At 64.4% G+C, this 16,035-nt stretch carries 17 protein-coding genes; 6 read left to right on the top strand and 11 right to left on the bottom strand.

Annotation, left to right across the window (positions count from 1 at the left end; all coding sequences use genetic code 11):
• Positions 1-535: 535 nt before the first annotated feature.
• Positions 536-1,837 carry an adenosylhomocysteinase gene (ahcY, locus tag D3877_RS16515; RefSeq protein WP_119831816.1) on the top strand — a complete coding sequence of 434 codons (1,302 nt, stop codon included), beginning with the start codon at positions 536-538 and terminating at the stop codon, positions 1,835-1,837.
• Positions 1,838-1,921: 84 nt separating this feature from the next.
• Here the strand turns inward: ahcY and D3877_RS16510 are convergent, their stop codons facing one another.
• Entirely contained in the window at positions 1,922-2,521 is a 600-nt protein-coding gene (locus tag D3877_RS16510; RefSeq protein WP_119831815.1) for a hypothetical protein, read from the bottom strand.
• A 191-nt stretch (positions 2,522-2,712) separates the two neighbouring features.
• On the opposite strand from D3877_RS16510, the gene D3877_RS16505 reads away from it, so the two are divergent.
• Positions 2,713-3,741, top strand: coding sequence for an ImmA/IrrE family metallo-endopeptidase (locus D3877_RS16505; protein ID WP_119831814.1), 1,029 nt, complete (start codon positions 2,713-2,715; stop codon positions 3,739-3,741).
• Positions 3,742-3,744: 3 nt separating this feature from the next.
• The gene (locus D3877_RS16500) at positions 3,745-4,380 is read left to right on the top strand and encodes a hypothetical protein (RefSeq protein ID WP_119831813.1); all 636 of its coding nucleotides are present in this window, start codon (positions 3,745-3,747) and stop codon (positions 4,378-4,380) included.
• A gap of 16 nt (positions 4,381-4,396) precedes the next feature.
• Here the strand turns inward: D3877_RS16500 and D3877_RS16495 are convergent, their stop codons facing one another.
• From D3877_RS16495 to groES, 4 genes are all read right to left on the bottom strand, one after another.
• The gene (locus D3877_RS16495) at positions 4,397-5,314 is read right to left on the bottom strand and encodes a DMT family transporter (protein WP_119831812.1); all 918 of its coding nucleotides are present in this window, start codon (positions 5,312-5,314) and stop codon (positions 4,397-4,399) included.
• 4 nt (positions 5,315-5,318) lie between these two features.
• Entirely contained in the window at positions 5,319-5,669 is a 351-nt protein-coding gene (locus D3877_RS16490; RefSeq protein ID WP_119831811.1) for a hypothetical protein, read from the bottom strand.
• A 260-nt stretch (positions 5,670-5,929) separates the two neighbouring features.
• A complete protein-coding gene (groL, locus tag D3877_RS16485; protein WP_119831810.1) occupies positions 5,930-7,582 on the bottom strand; it encodes a chaperonin GroEL in 1,653 nt (550 codons plus the stop codon).
• Positions 7,583-7,633: 51 nt separating this feature from the next.
• Complete coding sequence (groES, locus tag D3877_RS16480; protein WP_119831809.1) at positions 7,634-7,924, bottom strand: co-chaperone GroES; 291 nt, start codon at positions 7,922-7,924, stop codon at positions 7,634-7,636.
• A gap of 378 nt (positions 7,925-8,302) precedes the next feature.
• On the opposite strand from groES, the gene D3877_RS29895 reads away from it, so the two are divergent.
• Entirely contained in the window at positions 8,303-8,467 is a 165-nt protein-coding gene (locus tag D3877_RS29895) for a hypothetical protein (RefSeq protein WP_158599930.1), read from the top strand.
• A 201-nt stretch (positions 8,468-8,668) separates the two neighbouring features.
• Positions 8,669-9,745 carry a COX15/CtaA family protein gene (locus tag D3877_RS16475; RefSeq protein WP_119831808.1) on the top strand — a complete coding sequence of 359 codons (1,077 nt, stop codon included), beginning with the start codon at positions 8,669-8,671 and terminating at the stop codon, positions 9,743-9,745.
• A 21-nt stretch (positions 9,746-9,766) separates the two neighbouring features.
• Here the strand turns inward: D3877_RS16475 and D3877_RS16470 are convergent, their stop codons facing one another.
• Entirely contained in the window at positions 9,767-10,057 is a 291-nt protein-coding gene (locus D3877_RS16470) for a putative quinol monooxygenase (protein WP_119831807.1), read from the bottom strand.
• A gap of 191 nt (positions 10,058-10,248) precedes the next feature.
• Positions 10,249-10,953 (bottom strand): SDR family oxidoreductase, encoded by a 705-nt coding sequence (locus D3877_RS16465; RefSeq protein ID WP_119831806.1) that lies wholly within the window; start codon positions 10,951-10,953, stop codon positions 10,249-10,251.
• A gap of 132 nt (positions 10,954-11,085) precedes the next feature.
• On the opposite strand from D3877_RS16465, the gene gcvA reads away from it, so the two are divergent.
• The gene (gene gcvA / locus D3877_RS16460; protein WP_119831805.1) at positions 11,086-11,985 is read left to right on the top strand and encodes a transcriptional regulator GcvA; all 900 of its coding nucleotides are present in this window, start codon (positions 11,086-11,088) and stop codon (positions 11,983-11,985) included.
• A 35-nt stretch (positions 11,986-12,020) separates the two neighbouring features.
• On the opposite strand, the gene D3877_RS16455 is transcribed toward gcvA, so the two are convergent.
• From D3877_RS16455 to D3877_RS16440, 4 genes are all read right to left on the bottom strand, one after another.
• Positions 12,021-12,683, bottom strand: a complete 663-nt coding sequence (locus tag D3877_RS16455) for a Crp/Fnr family transcriptional regulator (protein ID WP_238474925.1) — start codon at positions 12,681-12,683, stop codon at positions 12,021-12,023.
• Positions 12,684-12,864: 181 nt separating this feature from the next.
• Positions 12,865-13,011: a cbb3-type cytochrome oxidase assembly protein CcoS gene (gene ccoS / locus D3877_RS30605; RefSeq protein WP_238474986.1), complete on the bottom strand. Its 147-nt coding sequence runs from the start codon at positions 13,009-13,011 to the stop codon at positions 12,865-12,867.
• Positions 12,950-15,424, bottom strand: coding sequence for a heavy metal translocating P-type ATPase (locus D3877_RS16445; RefSeq protein WP_119831803.1), 2,475 nt, complete (start codon positions 15,422-15,424; stop codon positions 12,950-12,952). The genes ccoS and D3877_RS16445 overlap by 62 nt, the downstream gene beginning before the upstream one ends.
• A gap of 56 nt (positions 15,425-15,480) precedes the next feature.
• Positions 15,481-15,996 carry a FixH family protein gene (locus tag D3877_RS16440; protein ID WP_119831802.1) on the bottom strand — a complete coding sequence of 172 codons (516 nt, stop codon included), beginning with the start codon at positions 15,994-15,996 and terminating at the stop codon, positions 15,481-15,483.
• Between the last annotated feature and the right edge of the window lie 39 nt (positions 15,997-16,035).

Raw genomic sequence — 16,035 nt, 5'->3', positions numbered from 1 at the left:
ATGATTCACGCCGAAGCGGCCAAGACCGCCTGGAAAGCCTCGGCGCTGTGATTGGACGCTTGAAAGGCGGCCAGCCGCGCGCCGATGAGTGTTCTTAGCGTGCGCACAACTTTCAGCAAGCCGATGATCGTGTTTCGCGTTTGAAGACTATCTATTTATCCGGTAATGCGCAAGCAGGTTGACAAACCGTTAATTACGACACGATGCAACATTGGCTGGATTATCAGACGGATACCGGCGCGTGCATCCATCGCGAAAGAAGCTTTTGATTGCCAAGCCTTCTGTCCTTGCCCTTGTCCTTCCCAGACAGCCCACGCGATCTCCGGTCACTTGCCCGCGCCGCGCCTCATCAATCTCTTTTTGGTTGTGATTTTGCGGTGCGCGCCCGTTTCGGTCCCGCGATCCATCTCCGTATATTGCAGATATAAAGATATCTTTATGCTTGCGAACCAGATGCCGCGCTGCTACATCCTTGAGCAATTCAGGCGCGGCCCCTTCGGCCCGCCGGTTCATCCCCGCGCTCAGGAGACGCCCCATGGCCGCCGCCGCCTTCACCGATTACAAGGTCAAAGACATCAGCCTCGCCCCCTGGGGCCGCAAGGAAATCAACATCGCTGAGACGGAGATGCCGGGCCTGATGGCGCTGCGCGCGGAGTTCGGCGACTCCAAGCCGCTGACCGGCGCCCGCATCGTCGGCTGCCTGCACATGACCATCCAGACCGCCGTGCTGATCGAGACGCTGACGGCGCTGGGCGCCACCGTGCGCTGGTCGTCCTGCAACATCTTCTCGACCCAGGATCAAGCCGCCGCCGCCATCGCCGCCGCCGGCATCCCGGTCTTCGCCTGGAAGGGCGAGACGGAGGAAGAGTTCTGGGAGTGCATTGAGGCGACGCTGCGCGGCCCCGATGGCTGGACCCCGAACATGATCCTGGACGATGGCGGCGACGTCACCCAGATCATGCACGAGAAGTATCCGGCCATGCTGGACGACGTGCGCGGCCTGTCGGAAGAGACGACGACCGGCGTGCATCGCCTGTATGAGATGATGAAGAAGGACCTTCTGAAGGTTCCCGCCATCAACGTGAACGACAGCGTCACCAAGTCGAAGTTCGACAATCTCTATGGCTGCCGCGAGTCGCTGGTCGATGGCATCAAGCGCGCCACCGACGTCATGATGGCGGGCAAGGTCGCCGTCGTCGCCGGTTACGGCGACGTGGGCAAGGGTTCCGCCGCCAGCCTGCGTTCGCAGGGCGCCCGCGTCATGGTGACGGAGATCGACCCGATCAACGCGCTCCAGGCCGCGATGGAAGGCTATCAGGTCGTCACGATGGACGAAGCCGCCTCGCTCGGCGACATCTTCGTCACCGCGACCGGCAACGTGGACGTCATCACGCTGGACCACATGCGCCAGATGAAGGACCGCGCCATCGTCTGCAACATCGGCCACTTCGACAGCGAAATCCAGATCGACTCCCTGCGCAACTATGTCTGGGAAGAGGTCAAGCCGCAGGTTGACGAGGTCGTGTTCCCCGACGGCAAGCGCCTGATCGTTCTGGCCCAGGGCCGTCTGGTCAATCTGGGCTGCGCCACCGGCCACCCCAGCTTCGTGATGAGCGCCAGCTTCACCAACCAGGTGCTGGCCCAGATCGAGCTGTGGACCAACGCCGCCGCCTACGAGCGCAAGGTCTACGTCCTGCCCAAGCATCTGGACGAAAAGGTCGCCCGCCTGCATCTGGAGAAGATCGGCGCCAAGCTGACCACCCTGACCGAAAAGCAGGCCACCTACATCAGCGTGCCGACCGAAGGCCCGTACAAGCCGGACCACTACCGCTACTAAAAACAGCGGTCTTGCGTTGAAAAAGGGCCGTCCCGGTGGGGCGGCCCTTTTTCGTTGGTGGTGAAATTGGCGGGTAAAGCGCCGTCAGCGCCGGATCATCGGCGCCAGATCCTTGCGGATGCCCGAGTCCAGCCGGGCGTTCAGATCCTCGACCAGTCGGCGGGTGATGTCGAGGAAGATGGCCTCGCGGTCGGCCAGGGCGATGTTTTCCGGCACGGTGGTGGAATAGGTGACGATGGCCTTGGTCGCGCCGCGAAAGGCGCCCGCGCTGTTGTCCGGCATGTCGCCCGACACCTCGACCTCGATCCGCCCGTCATAACGCTGGGCCTGATCGGTGGTGAAATAGCCCTTCACCCCTTCGGTTTTGGGCAAGGCCACCTCGATGATGCTGGCGTCCTTGATGGTGACGCGCACCCGCCCGGCCCCACCGGCGGCCTGGAGCCGCTCCGACGCCCAGCGCCGCACCGCCTCGACCGGGGGAACCGCCGAGCGGTCCTCGACATGCTTGCCGCCGCCGGGCCGATAGCCGTTCACCACATCGACGCCTCCGGCGCTGAGGATGATCGGGCCGAAGTTGGAAAAATCAATCGGACGCGGCGCGGGACGCGGCGGCGCGCTCTGGCAGGCGGACAGCCCCAAAACGGCGACGGCGACGACGGCGAGAAGAGAACGGCGGGAGGGCATGACGGCTCCGTGGCACATGAAACAAACAGGATGCGCCCTATATAAGGTGGCGGATCGCAGGACGCACCACGGCCCTTGCTCCATCCCAAAAAATCACACCCACAACCTTTCATGAGTCTCTCGCTTGCCAAAACGCCCCTTTTAACCTATCACATCCCGAGTCGCAGCGCCGGATTCGAGGGAGGCAGCCCATGACCGCGAACAGCCCCTCCTCCGCCAAACTGAAAAGCCTATTGAGCACAGAATTCTCCGCCGTTGGCCTGAAGGCTGCCGAGGTGTGGAAGACCCTGCCCGACTGGTGGCGGGACGCCATCGCGTACCCGTCGGGCGTCCATGAGATTCGCGGCTTCGTCGCCAAGCATTTTGGTCTCCAGATCGACCGCGCCGGGCAACTCCAACAGCGGCCCATGCCCGCCGCCTGCTTCAAAACCCGGGGTGGAACCGACCCCGCCAAAATCGCCTCCCCGCGCGCCCTGGCGACCGCCGTCGCCCACATCGTCGCCCAAGCGACGCCCCAGCCCTGGATCGGCGCGTTGCCGTCCGTTTCGGAACTGAGAGGGGCGTGTCTCCAACGCAAAGATTCCCCTTGGGTCGGGTTGCCGGACTTGCTGGAGGCCTGCTGGAGCAGCGGGGTTCCGGTGATTTACCTGCCTGCCCTGCCGACGGCGGAAAAGAAGATGGACGGCATGGTGACGACCTGCGCCGGTCGTCCTGTCATCATTATCACCAAGAAGTATGATCTCCCCGCCTGGATTCTCTTCATTCTTGCCCACGAGATGGGACACGTCGCCCTTGGACATCTGAACATCGACGATGATGGCGACACCATCGTCGATGAGAAGGTTTCAGAAGACGACGTGGAATCGTCGGACGCGCAAGAGCAAGCCGCCAATCGCTACGCGTTGCAACTGCTGACCGGAAACGAAAACAGCAAGCTGAACCTGAAACACCTCATGGGTGCAAGAGAACTTGCGGCAATCGCCGACCGCTATGGGCGACAATATGGAATTTCTCCCGGTCATGTCGTTCTAAACGCCGTCCGGCATACAAAGAAGAATGGGAAATCTCTTTGGCCGCTTGGCAATGAAACCCTGAAGTTTCTTGCTTCGGAGCGGGAAGACACATCCGCTCTTTGCCAGAAGGCACTGCGCGCCCATCTTGATGCAGGCGTCTTGTCTGACGACAGCTTTGAATTTTTGGAACGGCTGGGCGTCCTCTGACCCATGGCCGACCGTCACGCGCTGTTTGATCGGGATGTGTTCCTGAAACTGGTCTTCTGCGATCTTTGGGCGGAGTGTCTGGAGGCTTTGGGCATCACCCATCCCTACCGCCTTGTCTCAGCCTCGGTCAGGGGCGCAAAAACTCCGTTGAATCGCTGGAGGCCACCCGATGCGCTAACCAACACCCTGCGCGCGGACATTCTCCAAAGGATTGAAGGCCTGCAAGGCACGGTTCCCGTCATCCCAGATTCTTGGATCCAAGAATCGGTTCAGAATCCCCTCTACAACGCCATGCTTGCTCCCGGACAGGAAGGAATCGATCAGGGCGAAGCGCAATTGGCCGTCGTCGCCTTATCGACGCCCGCTGTTGATGTGTTGGTTTCAGGAGACAAACGCTTCATCCAGGCCCTTCGCTCCCGCTATCCCGATGTCTTCAGGCAATTGCGAGCGTCTTTGATCTGTTTTGAGGATTGCTTGCGCGCCATCATCGAACGGTTGGGACTCGACGCCATCAGAGATCGCCTGATTGTCGCAAAGGGCTGCGACAGCACTCTTAATATTGCCCTTGGTAGCGATAATCACGCCAGTCAGGACGACTTCCTCGCGGCGCTGTCGAGCTACAATCCGCTGTTCCCGTAACGGATCAGACGTCTTCTCACCCCCGCCGCCGGGTCGCCAGAATGATTCCCGTGGCGATCAAGGCGATGCCGACGCCGTGGTACAGGTGCGGTTGTTCGCCCAGGAACAGCACGGCCAGCAGGCTGCCGAAGACCGGCACCAGATGGATCGCCAGACCGGCGGTGTTGGCTCCGACCAGTTCGACCACGCGGTTGAAGCACAGATAGGCGACGATGGACGGGAACAGCGCGACGTAGCCGACCGCCAGAAACGTGACCGCCGTCGGCTCCACCGCGCGCTGGGTGATGCTTTCCCAGACATAGAAGGGCAGCAGTTCCACCGCGCCAACCGCGAAGGTGGCGACGACGAAGCTCAACCCATGGACCGCCGGTTTGCGGCGCAGAAGCGTGGTGTACGCGGCGTAGATGGCGATGGCGGCCAGCATCCAGACGTCGCCGATGTTCAATTGCAAACCCAGCAGAACCGCCGGGTCGCCGTGCGAAATCAGGGTCGTGGCGCCGATCAGCGAGACGACGATTCCCAGCCCCTGGGCGGGGCGCACGCGGTCGCCGAACAGCAACAGGCTCATCAGCACGATCAGCACCGGCATCGACGATTGCAGCATCACGCTGTTGAGCGCCGTGGTGGAGTTCAGCGCGATGTACTGAAAGGTGTTGAACAGGCCGATGCCCAGCGTGCCCAGCACCAGCACGTCCTTCCAACCCGCCAGCAGCGGCGACAGATCGTGACGCAGATGCTTCCAGGCGAAGGGCAGGATGATGAGCGTGCCCAAGGTCCAACGCCAGAAGGCCAGACCGATGGGCGGCACCGCCCCGGCGACGGCGCGGCCCATGACCGCGTTGCCCGCCCAGAACAGGGGCGGCAGCAGCATCAACAGCCACGCCTGATCCATCAGGCGGCGGCTTTTGGCTGGGGCAACGCGATCATCGGCCATGGCGTCAGCTGCGGCGGCGGGGGGAGGAGAAGGCGGCCGACGCGGCGGCGGCGGCCGACGTCGCCCCCGGCCCGGTGTCGTCGCTGCGGAAGACGCTGGCCCGACCTTCCCGGCGGGGAGCGCGCGGGGCGTCCTCGCGGTCACGCTCGCGGCCTTCACGCTCGGGCTTGGGCGGTTGGCGCAGTTCGGCGTCGAGTTCGGCGATGCGCTTGACCAGGGCTTCGCGGATGGCGGGCGCGGCGTGGACCTTCAGCGTCGCAAGCTGCTCCTTGAGCTGCGCAACCTGCCGCTGCTTCTGCTCGCGGGTGCGCTTGATGGCGACGTTGTCGGAATGCTGGCCCTCGAAGGAGCGCATGGAAAAGCCTCGTTGTAAAAAGAAAGCGGTCGATCCGCCCTGGCCTTGATGGCGGCCCTCGGCGTGGAGGCCGGATTATTGGAAGCCAGCGGTGGCAAAGCAAGCCAGAGTTCGGCTTGACATTCAGGAAAGCGGAGCGCAACCGCCAAACGCCCCCAGGAACCATGCCCAGGGCCGGATCATCACGAAGAAAAAGGGCGCCCCCCTTGCGAGGGGCACCCCTTTCCAAACCAAAGCGTTGGAACGCCCTGGACTTCTGATTAGAAGCCCATGTCGTCCATGCCGCCCATACCGCCCATTCCGCCGCCCGGCATGCCGCCGCCCGACTTCTTCTCGGGCTTCTCGGCGATCATCGCCTCGGTGGTGATGAGCAGGCCAGCGATCGAGGCCGCGTCCTGGAGGGCGGTGCGAACCACCTTCACCGGATCGATGATGCCAGCGGCGACCAGATCGGTGAATTCACCCTTCTGGGCGTCGTAGCCAAAGTTCGCGTCAGCCTGATCGAGCAGCTTGCCGACCACGATGGAACCATCGGTGCCCGCGTTGTAGGCGATCTGACGAACCGGCGCCTGGAGGGCGCGACGGATGATGTCGATGCCGACGCGCTGTTCGTCGTTGATCGGGACCAGCTTGTCGAGAGCGCGGGTGGCGTACAGCAGGGCCGTGCCGCCACCGGCGACCACACCCTCTTCAACCGCCGCGCGGGTCGCGTGCATCGCGTCGTCAACGCGATCCTTGCGCTCCTTCACCTCGACCTCGGTGGCGCCGCCAACGCGGATGACGGCGATGCCGCCAGCCAGCTTGGCCAGACGCTCTTGCAGCTTCTCACGGTCGTAGTCCGAGGTGGTCTCCTCGGCCTGCGCGCGGATCTGGCCGCAACGGGCTTCGATGTCGGCCTTCACGCCGGCGCCGTCGACGATGGTGGTGGTCTCCTTGGAGATCACCACCTTCTTGGCGGTGCCGAGCATGTCGATGGTGACGTTCTCAAGCTTGATGCCGAGGTCTTCGCTGATGACCTGACCGCCCGTGAGGATGGCCATGTCTTCCAGCATCGCCTTGCGACGATCGCCGAAGCCCGGCGCCTTGACGGCGGCGATCTTCAGGCCGCCGCGCAGCTTGTTGACGACCAGCGTGGCCAGAGCCTCGCCTTCGATGTCTTCGGCGACGATCAACAGCGGACGCGAGGACTGAACGACGGCTTCGAGAACCGGCAGCAGCGGCTGGAGGCCCGACAGCTTCTTCTCGTGCAGCAGGATGTACGGGTTTTCGAGGTCCGCGATCATCTTGTCGGCGTTGGTGATGAAGTACGGCGACAGATAGCCGCGATCGAACTGCATGCCCTCGACGACGTCCAGCTCGGTGTCCAGGCCCTTGGCCTCTTCCACCGTGATGACGCCCTCGTTGCCGACACGCTCCATCGCCTGGGCGATCATCCGGCCGATTTCGACTTCGCCGTTGGCGGAAATCGTGCCGACCTGGGCGATCTCGTCGTTGGTCGTGACCTTCTTGGCGCGCGCCTTGATGTCGGCGACGACGGTCTCGACGGCCAGATCGATGCCGCGCTTCAGATCCATCGGGTTCAGACCGGCGGCGACCTTGGTCACGCCTTCACGAACGATGGCCTGAGCCAGCACGGTCGCGGTGGTGGTGCCGTCACCGGCCAGATCGTTGGTCTTCGAGGCGACCTCGCGGACCATCTGGGCGCCCATGTTCTCGAACTTGTCCGACAGTTCGATTTCCTTGGCGACCGTCACGCCGTCCTTGGTGATGCGCGGGGCGCCAAAGGACTTTTCGATCACGACGTTGCGGCCCTTGGGGCCGAGCGTGACCTTGACGGCGTCAGCCAGGATGTCGACGCCACGCAGCAGCTTTTCGCGCGCGGAGGGGCCGAACTTAACTTCTTTGGCAGCCATATCTCAATTCCTCTGAGTATCGAATGTCGAAACGAAGATGGGCGAAGGACATTAGCCTTCGATGATGCCCATGATGTCGGATTCCTTCATGATGAGGAAATCCTGGCCTTCGATCTTCACTTCGGTGCCCGACCACTTCCCAAACAGGATGCGGTCGCCGGCCTTGACGTCGAGCGCGACGATCTTGCCCGATTCATCACGAGCGCCGGGGCCGACGGCGATGATTTCGCCTTCCTGCGGCTTTTCCTTCGCCGTGTCGGGGATGATGATCCCGCCCTTGGTCTTGGTATCGGACTCCAGACGCTTGACGACGACGCGGTCGTGGAGCGGACGGAACTTCATGGGACGGCCTCCTTGGATAAGGCTTGAACGTGATCTGGAAATCCGGGGCGCGCTTGTTAGCACTCACACCCGGCGAGTGCCAGACAGCTAATGGATGGTGATTTTGGATTCAAGAGGCTTGCGGATGATTTTTGCGCAGGCGGACCAGCGAGGATCCCATGAACGCCTGATAATTCATTGTTTTAAAACATATATTTTCATTTTTACGGCAATTCGGGACGCTCCCTGTTTCGCAAAAGAATCACACTTGCACGCCCCCAAGCCGACGCGCGGCGCCGATTCCAAGCCGCCTGTGACCACCGTCACAGCGCGCCATCAGTGATTTTGCTAAAATTTTATTGAATTTGGTTTTGAGGCAACCCTCACGAGGCGCCCCTCATGGGAGACGACGACATGGCCACCTTGGCGAAACAAAATGCGGACCGTCAGGAACGCATCCTCTGGCTGACCGAGGCGCTGCTGGAATTCACCACCATCGCCGGATTGTTCGCCCTGCTCTTCGCCCTGTTCGTGTTGTGCGGCGCGGTGCAGGAAATGCCCTAAGCAGGTTTTCCGAACTCTGCCCACACATGGGCAGGCTCGGAAAACCTGCAAACCATAGAGTCCGCAGGTTTCTCCAGGCCGGGCCATGTGTGGCCCGATCTGGAGAAACCTGCTTAGGCGGATCATCCGAGAGCCGCGCAATGTTTGACGCGACCGATTCCCAGCGCCACAGTGGCGAACATCCGACCTTGTTCGTCAGGAATGCCGCCCGTGACCGCCTTCGCCACCGACCGTTTGCGCGCCTCGTCCTCCCCTGACAACCGGCCCATCGCGTGGTGGCTGCTGCTGTGCGCCGCGATGGTTCTGGCGATGGCCGTCATCGGCGCCATCACCCGGCTGACCGAATCCGGCCTGTCGATGGTGGAATGGAAGCCGCTGATCGGCATCCTGCCGCCGCTGTCCGACGCTGAATGGAATCGCGTGTTCGACCTGTACAAGAACACGCCGGAATTCCGCATTTTCAACAACCGGATGGATCTGGCCGGATTCCAGGAAATCTTCTGGTGGGAGTGGTTTCACCGGCTGTGGGGGCAGGTGATCGGCTTTGTTTTCCTCTTTCCCTTCCTGCGCTTCTGGATTCAGGGGCGAATCGCGGCGGATCTGTGGCCCAAACTGGCCGGGCTGTTCCTGTTGGGCGGTTTGCAGGGGGGAATCGGCTGGTTCATGGTCAAAAGCGGGCTGGTCGATCAACCGAACGTCAGCCATTACCGGCTCGCCCTGCATCTGGGAACCGCGATTCTGATTTACGCCCTGCTGCTGCGCACGGCGCTTGGCCTGCTCGATCCGCTGCCGTTGGCGGGCTGGCGGCCCGAGTCGGCGGGTTTGCGCCGCCACGCCCGGTGGGCCTTGGGGTTGGTCGCCGTCACCATCGTCTGGGGGGCCTTCGTCGCCGGGTCGCGGGCGGGATACGCCTACAACACCTTCCCCCTGATGGAGGGCTATGTCATTCCGCCGGAAGTCGGCACGCTGACGCCCTGGTGGCACAACCCGTTCGAGAACACGGCGGCCATCCAACTGATTCACCGCGCCTTGGCGCTTCTGACCGGGCTGGCCGTGCTGGCGCTGGCGATTCGCACGGCGACCGCGCGCCTGCCCGGACGCGCGACTCAGGCCGCGCAGGCGGCGGGCGCGATGGTGCTGATTCAGATCGGGTTGGGCGTCGCCACCCTGCTGACCGTGGTGTGGATCCCGGTCGCCGCCGCCCACCAAGCCGGAGCGATTCTGGTCGTCTCCGCCCTGGTGTGGCTGCTGCACGAACTGCGTCCGGTGCGCCGGTGAGCACCGGCCAGGATGGGCGATTCAAACGGGCAGATCATCCATGAGAATGAAGGTCGCATTCTGCCGCTGATGCGCGTTTATCAACGGAACCAGCCGCGTGAAATGCTCGCTCGCGCAATGCGCATCAAGAGCTGCCCGATCCGGCCACGCCTCAATGAAGATGAAATGTCCGGGATCTTTCTGATCGACACACAGATCATAGGCGATGCAGAGTTCTTCCTGTCGGGTTTTCTCGACCAGCTCCCGGTAAAGAGGCAGGACAATTTCAACCGCTTCAGGCTTGATGAAGTCCTGCGCAATGACCTTGAGCATACGCTGTTTTCCTTTGTTGTGCCGGTTGCCCGATCGGGCCGATTCTCATCCGAGATGATCGCTGTCGTCTCGCCCAGCTTGCGGTCTCGGCGGAGGCGCCGAGCAAACGCCGGCAAAGGCAAATGCCAAGGTCAACCGTTCCTCCGTGCAAAGCTAGAAAAACCCGACGGTTGACGACACAACCACGGACATCAAACCGACCGGGTGATGCCGCCATCGACGCGGATGTTCTGCCCGGTGATGTAGCCGCCGCCGGGCGAGGCGAGGAAGGCGACGGTCGCCGCCACCTCCTCGCTTTTGCCATAGCGCTGCATCGGGATGCGCTGCCGCCGCTCCTCGGTTTCCGGCAGGCTGTCGATGAAGCCGGGCAGGACGTTGTTCATCCGCACATTGTCGGCGGCGTATTTGTCGGAAAACAGCTTGGTGTAGGACGCCAGCCCGGCCCGGAACACCGCCGAGGTCGGGAACAGCGGGTCCGGCTCAAAGGCGGCGAAGCTGGAAATGTTGATGATCGTCCCGCCCTTCTGCCCGACCATGATCGGCGTCACCAGACGGGTCGGGCGGATCACGTTCATCAGGTAAACATCCAGGCCCATGTGCCAATCCTCGTCCGTCAAGTCGAGAACCGGCCCGCGCGGGCCATGCCCGGCGCTGTTCACCAACACGTCGACGCGGCCCCAGCGCTCCATCGCGGCGTCCACCAGACGCGCCAGATCGTCGTTGGAGCGGTTGGAGCCGGTGACGCCGAGTCCGCCAAGCTCCTGCGCCAACGCCTCGCCCTTGCCCGACGAGGACAGGATGGCGACCCGGAAGCCGTCCCCCGCCAGCCGCCGCGCCGCGTCCGCCCCCATGCCGCTGCCGCCTGCGGTGATGAGCGCCACTTTTTCCATCGACATGGTGAAGCCTTTCCTGAATGGGACGCGTGGGAAAAACTGCCGTCCGCACGCGTTTCATGCTTAAGCTTAGACGCGGATCAATCCACCGCTCAAACCAGTTTTCCGGCTTTCACACGATAGAAAATCTACTGGATGAGCGACCCGCAACCCCAACTGCCGCCGCTCAACGCCCTGCGCGCCTTCGACATGGCGGCGCGGCATCTGAACTTCCGCCTCGCCGCCGAGGCTCTGGGGGTGACGCAAAGCGCCGTCGCCCAGCAGGTCCGTCATCTGGAGGCCACCCTTGGCCTGCAATTGTTTGAACGGCGGTCCCGCTCGCTGGCGCTGACCGGCGCGGGGTTGACCTACGCCGCGCAGATTCGCCGCGCGTTCGAGCAGATCGCCGAAGCGACGGCGGCATTGCGCCCAACCCCGCTGCGCCTGACCATCAGCGTGACGCCGACCTTCGCCTCGAAATGGCTGATTCCCCGCCTGCACGAACTGACCGCCGCGCATACCGATCTGGATTTGCGGGTGTTGGCCGCCGAATCCCTGTCGAATTTCCAGACCGACGGGGTGGACGTCGCCGTCCGCCAGGGCAAGCCGCCCTTCGGGCCGGGATTGACGGCGGATCTTTTGTTCGAGCAAGAGGTGGTGGCGGTGTGCAGCCCGGCCTTGCTGACCGACGCGGCGCTGCCCTTGCCGCCGCAGGCGCTGGACCGTTTCGTTCTGCTGCACGACGCCCACAATCTGTGGCCCGACTTCATCGCCACCACCATGGCCGGACTCTCCGCCCCACCCCAGCGGGGGATTCGCTTCAGCCACACCGCCTTGGCGATGGACGCGGCGCTGGCGGGCCAAGGCGTCGCCCTGGTCAGCCGCTTCCTGGTGGAACGGGATCTCGCGGATGGGCGGTTGGTTCGCCCGTTCGACGGTGTGTTGACGGGGCCGTTGGGCTTCTACGTGGTCGCGCCCCGCAAGGCCCGCCATCCCGGGCCGACTCAGCGGATTCGCGATTGGCTGCTTGCGGCTGGAAAAAACACTCCGGCGTGACCGGGCAGCGGACTGGACGGGGCGGATCGTCGCCCTCAGCTACCCTCGGCCAGATCATACATGGCGTCGAGATCGGCGATCAGGACCTTGTTGCCTTCCTGAAGCGAGATGACGCCGACCGTCTTCAATTGGGTGAAGGTGCGGCTGACGGTTTCCGTCGTCAGGCCCAGATAATCGGCGATGTCGGCCCGGCTCATCGGCACGAAGACCGGGTTTTCCTTGTGTCCGCGCCGCGCCGCGCGTTGCGACAGCATCAGCAGGAAGGAGCAGATCTTCTCCTTGGCCGTCTTGCGGCCCAGCAGCAGCATTTGGTCCTGCGCCGCCGCCAACTCGTTCGACGCCATGGAGAACAGGCGGCGCTGCATCTTGGGGAACTCGTCCATCAAGACGTCGATCTTCTTGCGCGGGAAGCGGCAGAGCGACGCGCTGGTGACGGATTCGGCGGTGTAGGCGTAGCTTTCATTGACCGACAGGCCGAGGAAATCGCCCGTCACCAGAAAGCCGGTGATCTGGCGCCGCCCATCGGGCAGCAGCTTGTAAAGCTTCACCGTGCCGGAGGTGACGTTGTACAGCGCGTCGGCGGTGTCGCCCTCGCTGAACAAGGTGTGCCCAGCGTCAACCCGCATGGTTTGGAGGATCTCGGCGAGACGGCGCACCTCTTCGGGGTCCAAGGCGGCGCACACAGTCAGGCTGCGCACGGGACAGGCCCCGCAGGGATTCATTTCCGTCGATGCGCTCTTGTCACGAGCGCGACCCATATCGAAAGGTGGCATGGATGGACCCAGCCTCTACCGTGCGAAAGCCCATATTGGTGGCAATCGTTGGGAATCGCAACCATGCTCGCGCACCCCCCTTCCTATGTCCATGTCGCCCCGGGGGCTATTGACCTTTGGGCGCCGGTTTGCTGGGGGGCAGGGGCGCGTCGTCGTCGAACAGGATGCGGTTGGCCGCCCCGTCCAGATCCTCAAACTGACCGGACTTCAGCGCCCACAGAAACGCCGCCAGCCCCAGCCCGCCCAGGCTCACCGCGATCGCGATCAGATAGAGAAGCTCGTCCATTGCCCAAATCCTTGACCACAGAGCCACGGGCCAGCCGCAGCGCGTTGAGAATGACGATCAGCGACGATGACGACATCGCCAGCGCCGCCAGCAGCGGCGTCAGCAACCCGGCCATCGCCAGCGGCACCGCGCAGAGATTGTAGAGCAGCGCGATGGCGAAATTCTGCTTCACCAGACGGCCCGACCGCCGGGCGACCTCCACCGATTCGACGATGGGCCGCAGCATCCGCCCCTGAAACACCACGTCCGCCGCCGTCTGGCTGACGTCCACCGCCGTGGAGGGCGACATCGACACCGACGCCGCCGCCAGGGCGGGCGCGTCGTTCAGCCCGTCGCCGACCATCAGCACCCGGCGCCCCTGCCCGGCCAATTCGGCCAGCGCGGCGGTCTTGTCGGCGGGGGTCTGTTCGGCCCGCCAATCGGCGATGCCCAGCCGCTCGGCCACCGCCGCCACCGCGCCGCGCCGGTCGCCCGACAGCAGCCGAATGTCCAGCCCGCGCGCCTTCAGCGCCGCGACCACCGCCGCCGCGTCGGGGCGCGGCGCGTCGAGGAAAACAATTCGGCGCGGAGCCGCGCCGGGCCGGGCCAGCCACAATTCCGGCCCGCCCGCGTCCAGCGTGTCGTCCGGCGCGCCGGTGAAGCGGCGGCTGCCCAGACGAATCACCCCGTCCGCGCCGTCCCACTCCAGCCCCGCGCCGGGAATCTCGCGCACGCCCGCCGCCACCGGCACGCCGGGCAGGGCCGAGGCCAAGGCGCGCGCCAGCGGGTGACGACTCGCCCCAGCCAGCGACACGGCCAGCCGCAAATCCTCGGGATCGACCCCGTCCAACTGCGGCGTCGGGCGGCCTTCGGTCAGGGTGCCGGTCTTGTCGAACACCACGGTGTCGATGACGGCCAGACGCTCCAGCGCCGTGGCGTTTTTCAGCAAGGTGCCCTGCCGCATCAACCGGCCGCTGGCGATCACCTGGACCACCGGCACCGCCAGCGCCAGCGCGCAGGGGCAGGTGATGATGAGCACGGCGACCGCGTTCATCAACGCGACCTGCCACGGCGCGCCGACGATCAAGGTCCAGGCGGCGAAGGTGCTGAGCGCGGCGACATGAACCACCGGCGCGTAAAGCCGCGACACCCGGTCGGCCACCGCCACATATTTGGCGCGGCCCTGTTCGGCCACCTCCATCAAGCGGACGATCTCGGCCAGCAGGGTTCCTTCGCCGACCGCCGTCACCGTCAGCCGCAAGGGCGCGGTCAGGTTCAGCATGCCGGCGAAGACCTGATCGCCAGGCCGGACGCTTCCCGGCACCGCTTCCCCGGTGATGAGCGCGGTGTCGAGGTCGGACACGCCGTCGAGCACCCGGCCATCGACCGGAACGCGCTCCCCGGTCGCGACCAGAATCACCGTGCCGAGGCTGACCTGTTCGGGCGTCACCACCGCGCTGGTTCCGTCCTCGCGCAGGATCGTCACCGCGTTGGCGCGCAAGCCCAAAAGCTGCTCCGCCGCCGACCGCGCCCGCCCACGCGCCCGCTGGTCGAGGTAGCGCCCGATCAACAGGAAAAACAGCAGCATCACCGCGCCGTCGAAATAGGCGTGCAGGCCGCTGTTCATCGTCTCAAACAGGCTCATCCCGGTGGCGAGCAGCACGCCGATGGTGACGGGAACGTCCATGTTGGTCCGCCCGCGCCGCAAGGCGCCAAAGGCCGACCGGGCGAAGGGCCGCAGCGCGTAGGCGATGGCGGGCATGCAGATCAGCGCGGAAATCCAGTGCATCAGGTCGCGCGTCGCCGTCCCCATGCCCTGGCTGTAACCGGCCCAGACCGACACCGACAGCAGCATGACGTTGCCCATGGCGAATCCGGCCACCGCCATGGCCCGCAGCAATTCCTTTTCGGTCTTCGCCTGAGCGCCGCCCAGCCGATCCGGGTCGAACGGCACCGCGCGGTAGCCCAATTGCGTCACCGTGCCGACCACGGCGTTGGCGTCGGTCTCCGCCGGGTTCCAGCGCAGGGTCAGCCGCCGCGTCGTCATGTTCAGCCGCGCCTGAACGACGCCCGGCTGCCGCCCCAGCGCGGTTTCAATCAGCCAGACGCAGGCGGCGCATTGCAGCCCGTCCACCATCAGATGCAGGCTTTGCGCCCCGTCGGCCTCAAGCCGCGCGTGCGGGGAATAATCGATGGCGGGGGCGTCGTCGTCGGGGCGCAACGGGCGCGCCGCCGGATCGACGCTGCGCCGGTCATAATAACGCCCCAGCCCGAGGCCACGCACGAGGTCATAGGCGGCGGCGCAGCCGGAGCAGCAGAACGGCCCAGCCCCATCCGACGCGAGGGCCGCCGACGCGGCCCCCTCGCCTTGCTCCTGCCCGCAATGAAGGCAGACGGTCATGTCAGATCACCCAAGAAACGCCGCCACCCGGACGCCCGCGCGACGGCAAGGCCGCTTCACTGCACCCAAACGCGCTTTTGATTCTGATAATCGCCGCTGGCGTGCTGAATCTCCACCCGCATGTCCCACTGGCCTTCCAGGGTCAGCGTCACCGGGGCGGCGTAGCGACCCTCGCCCAGGTAAGGAAGATCCATCGTCACGTCATGGCCGACGCTGGTCGGGCGGATCAGCTTGATCTTGACCGTGGCCCCGTCCAGCAGCGCCCCATTCTTGTCGCGCAGAGTCAGCGAGGCGAGGCCCTTCAGCGGTTCGGTGCTGGTGAAATCGACGTTGACCTGCCAGCCGCGCTCGGCCTGGGCGCGGGCGCCCGCCAGATCCTGGTTGTACTTGATGCCCTTGAGGAAATGCTCCTCGGTCTGCAACCCGGTCCAGGTGGAGAAGGCGAAGTGAATCATCACCCCGTTCACCGCAGCCACCACCAGGAAAAGCCCCACGAAAATCCAGGGGATGTACCACCCCTTCTGACGGGGCGCGCGGGTCGGACGGAGTCCGGTGGACGAGGTCATGGTCATGCTCGGTAGGCCTTCGGTTGCGGGACCGTATCACGAAAT

It is taken from the genome of Azospirillum cavernae (assembly GCF_003590795.1).
Classification (GTDB): Bacteria; Pseudomonadota; Alphaproteobacteria; order Azospirillales; family Azospirillaceae; genus Azospirillum; species Azospirillum cavernae.
Note: the sequence above shows the minus strand (reverse complement) of the source record. Positions and strands in the feature narration are given on the sequence as shown.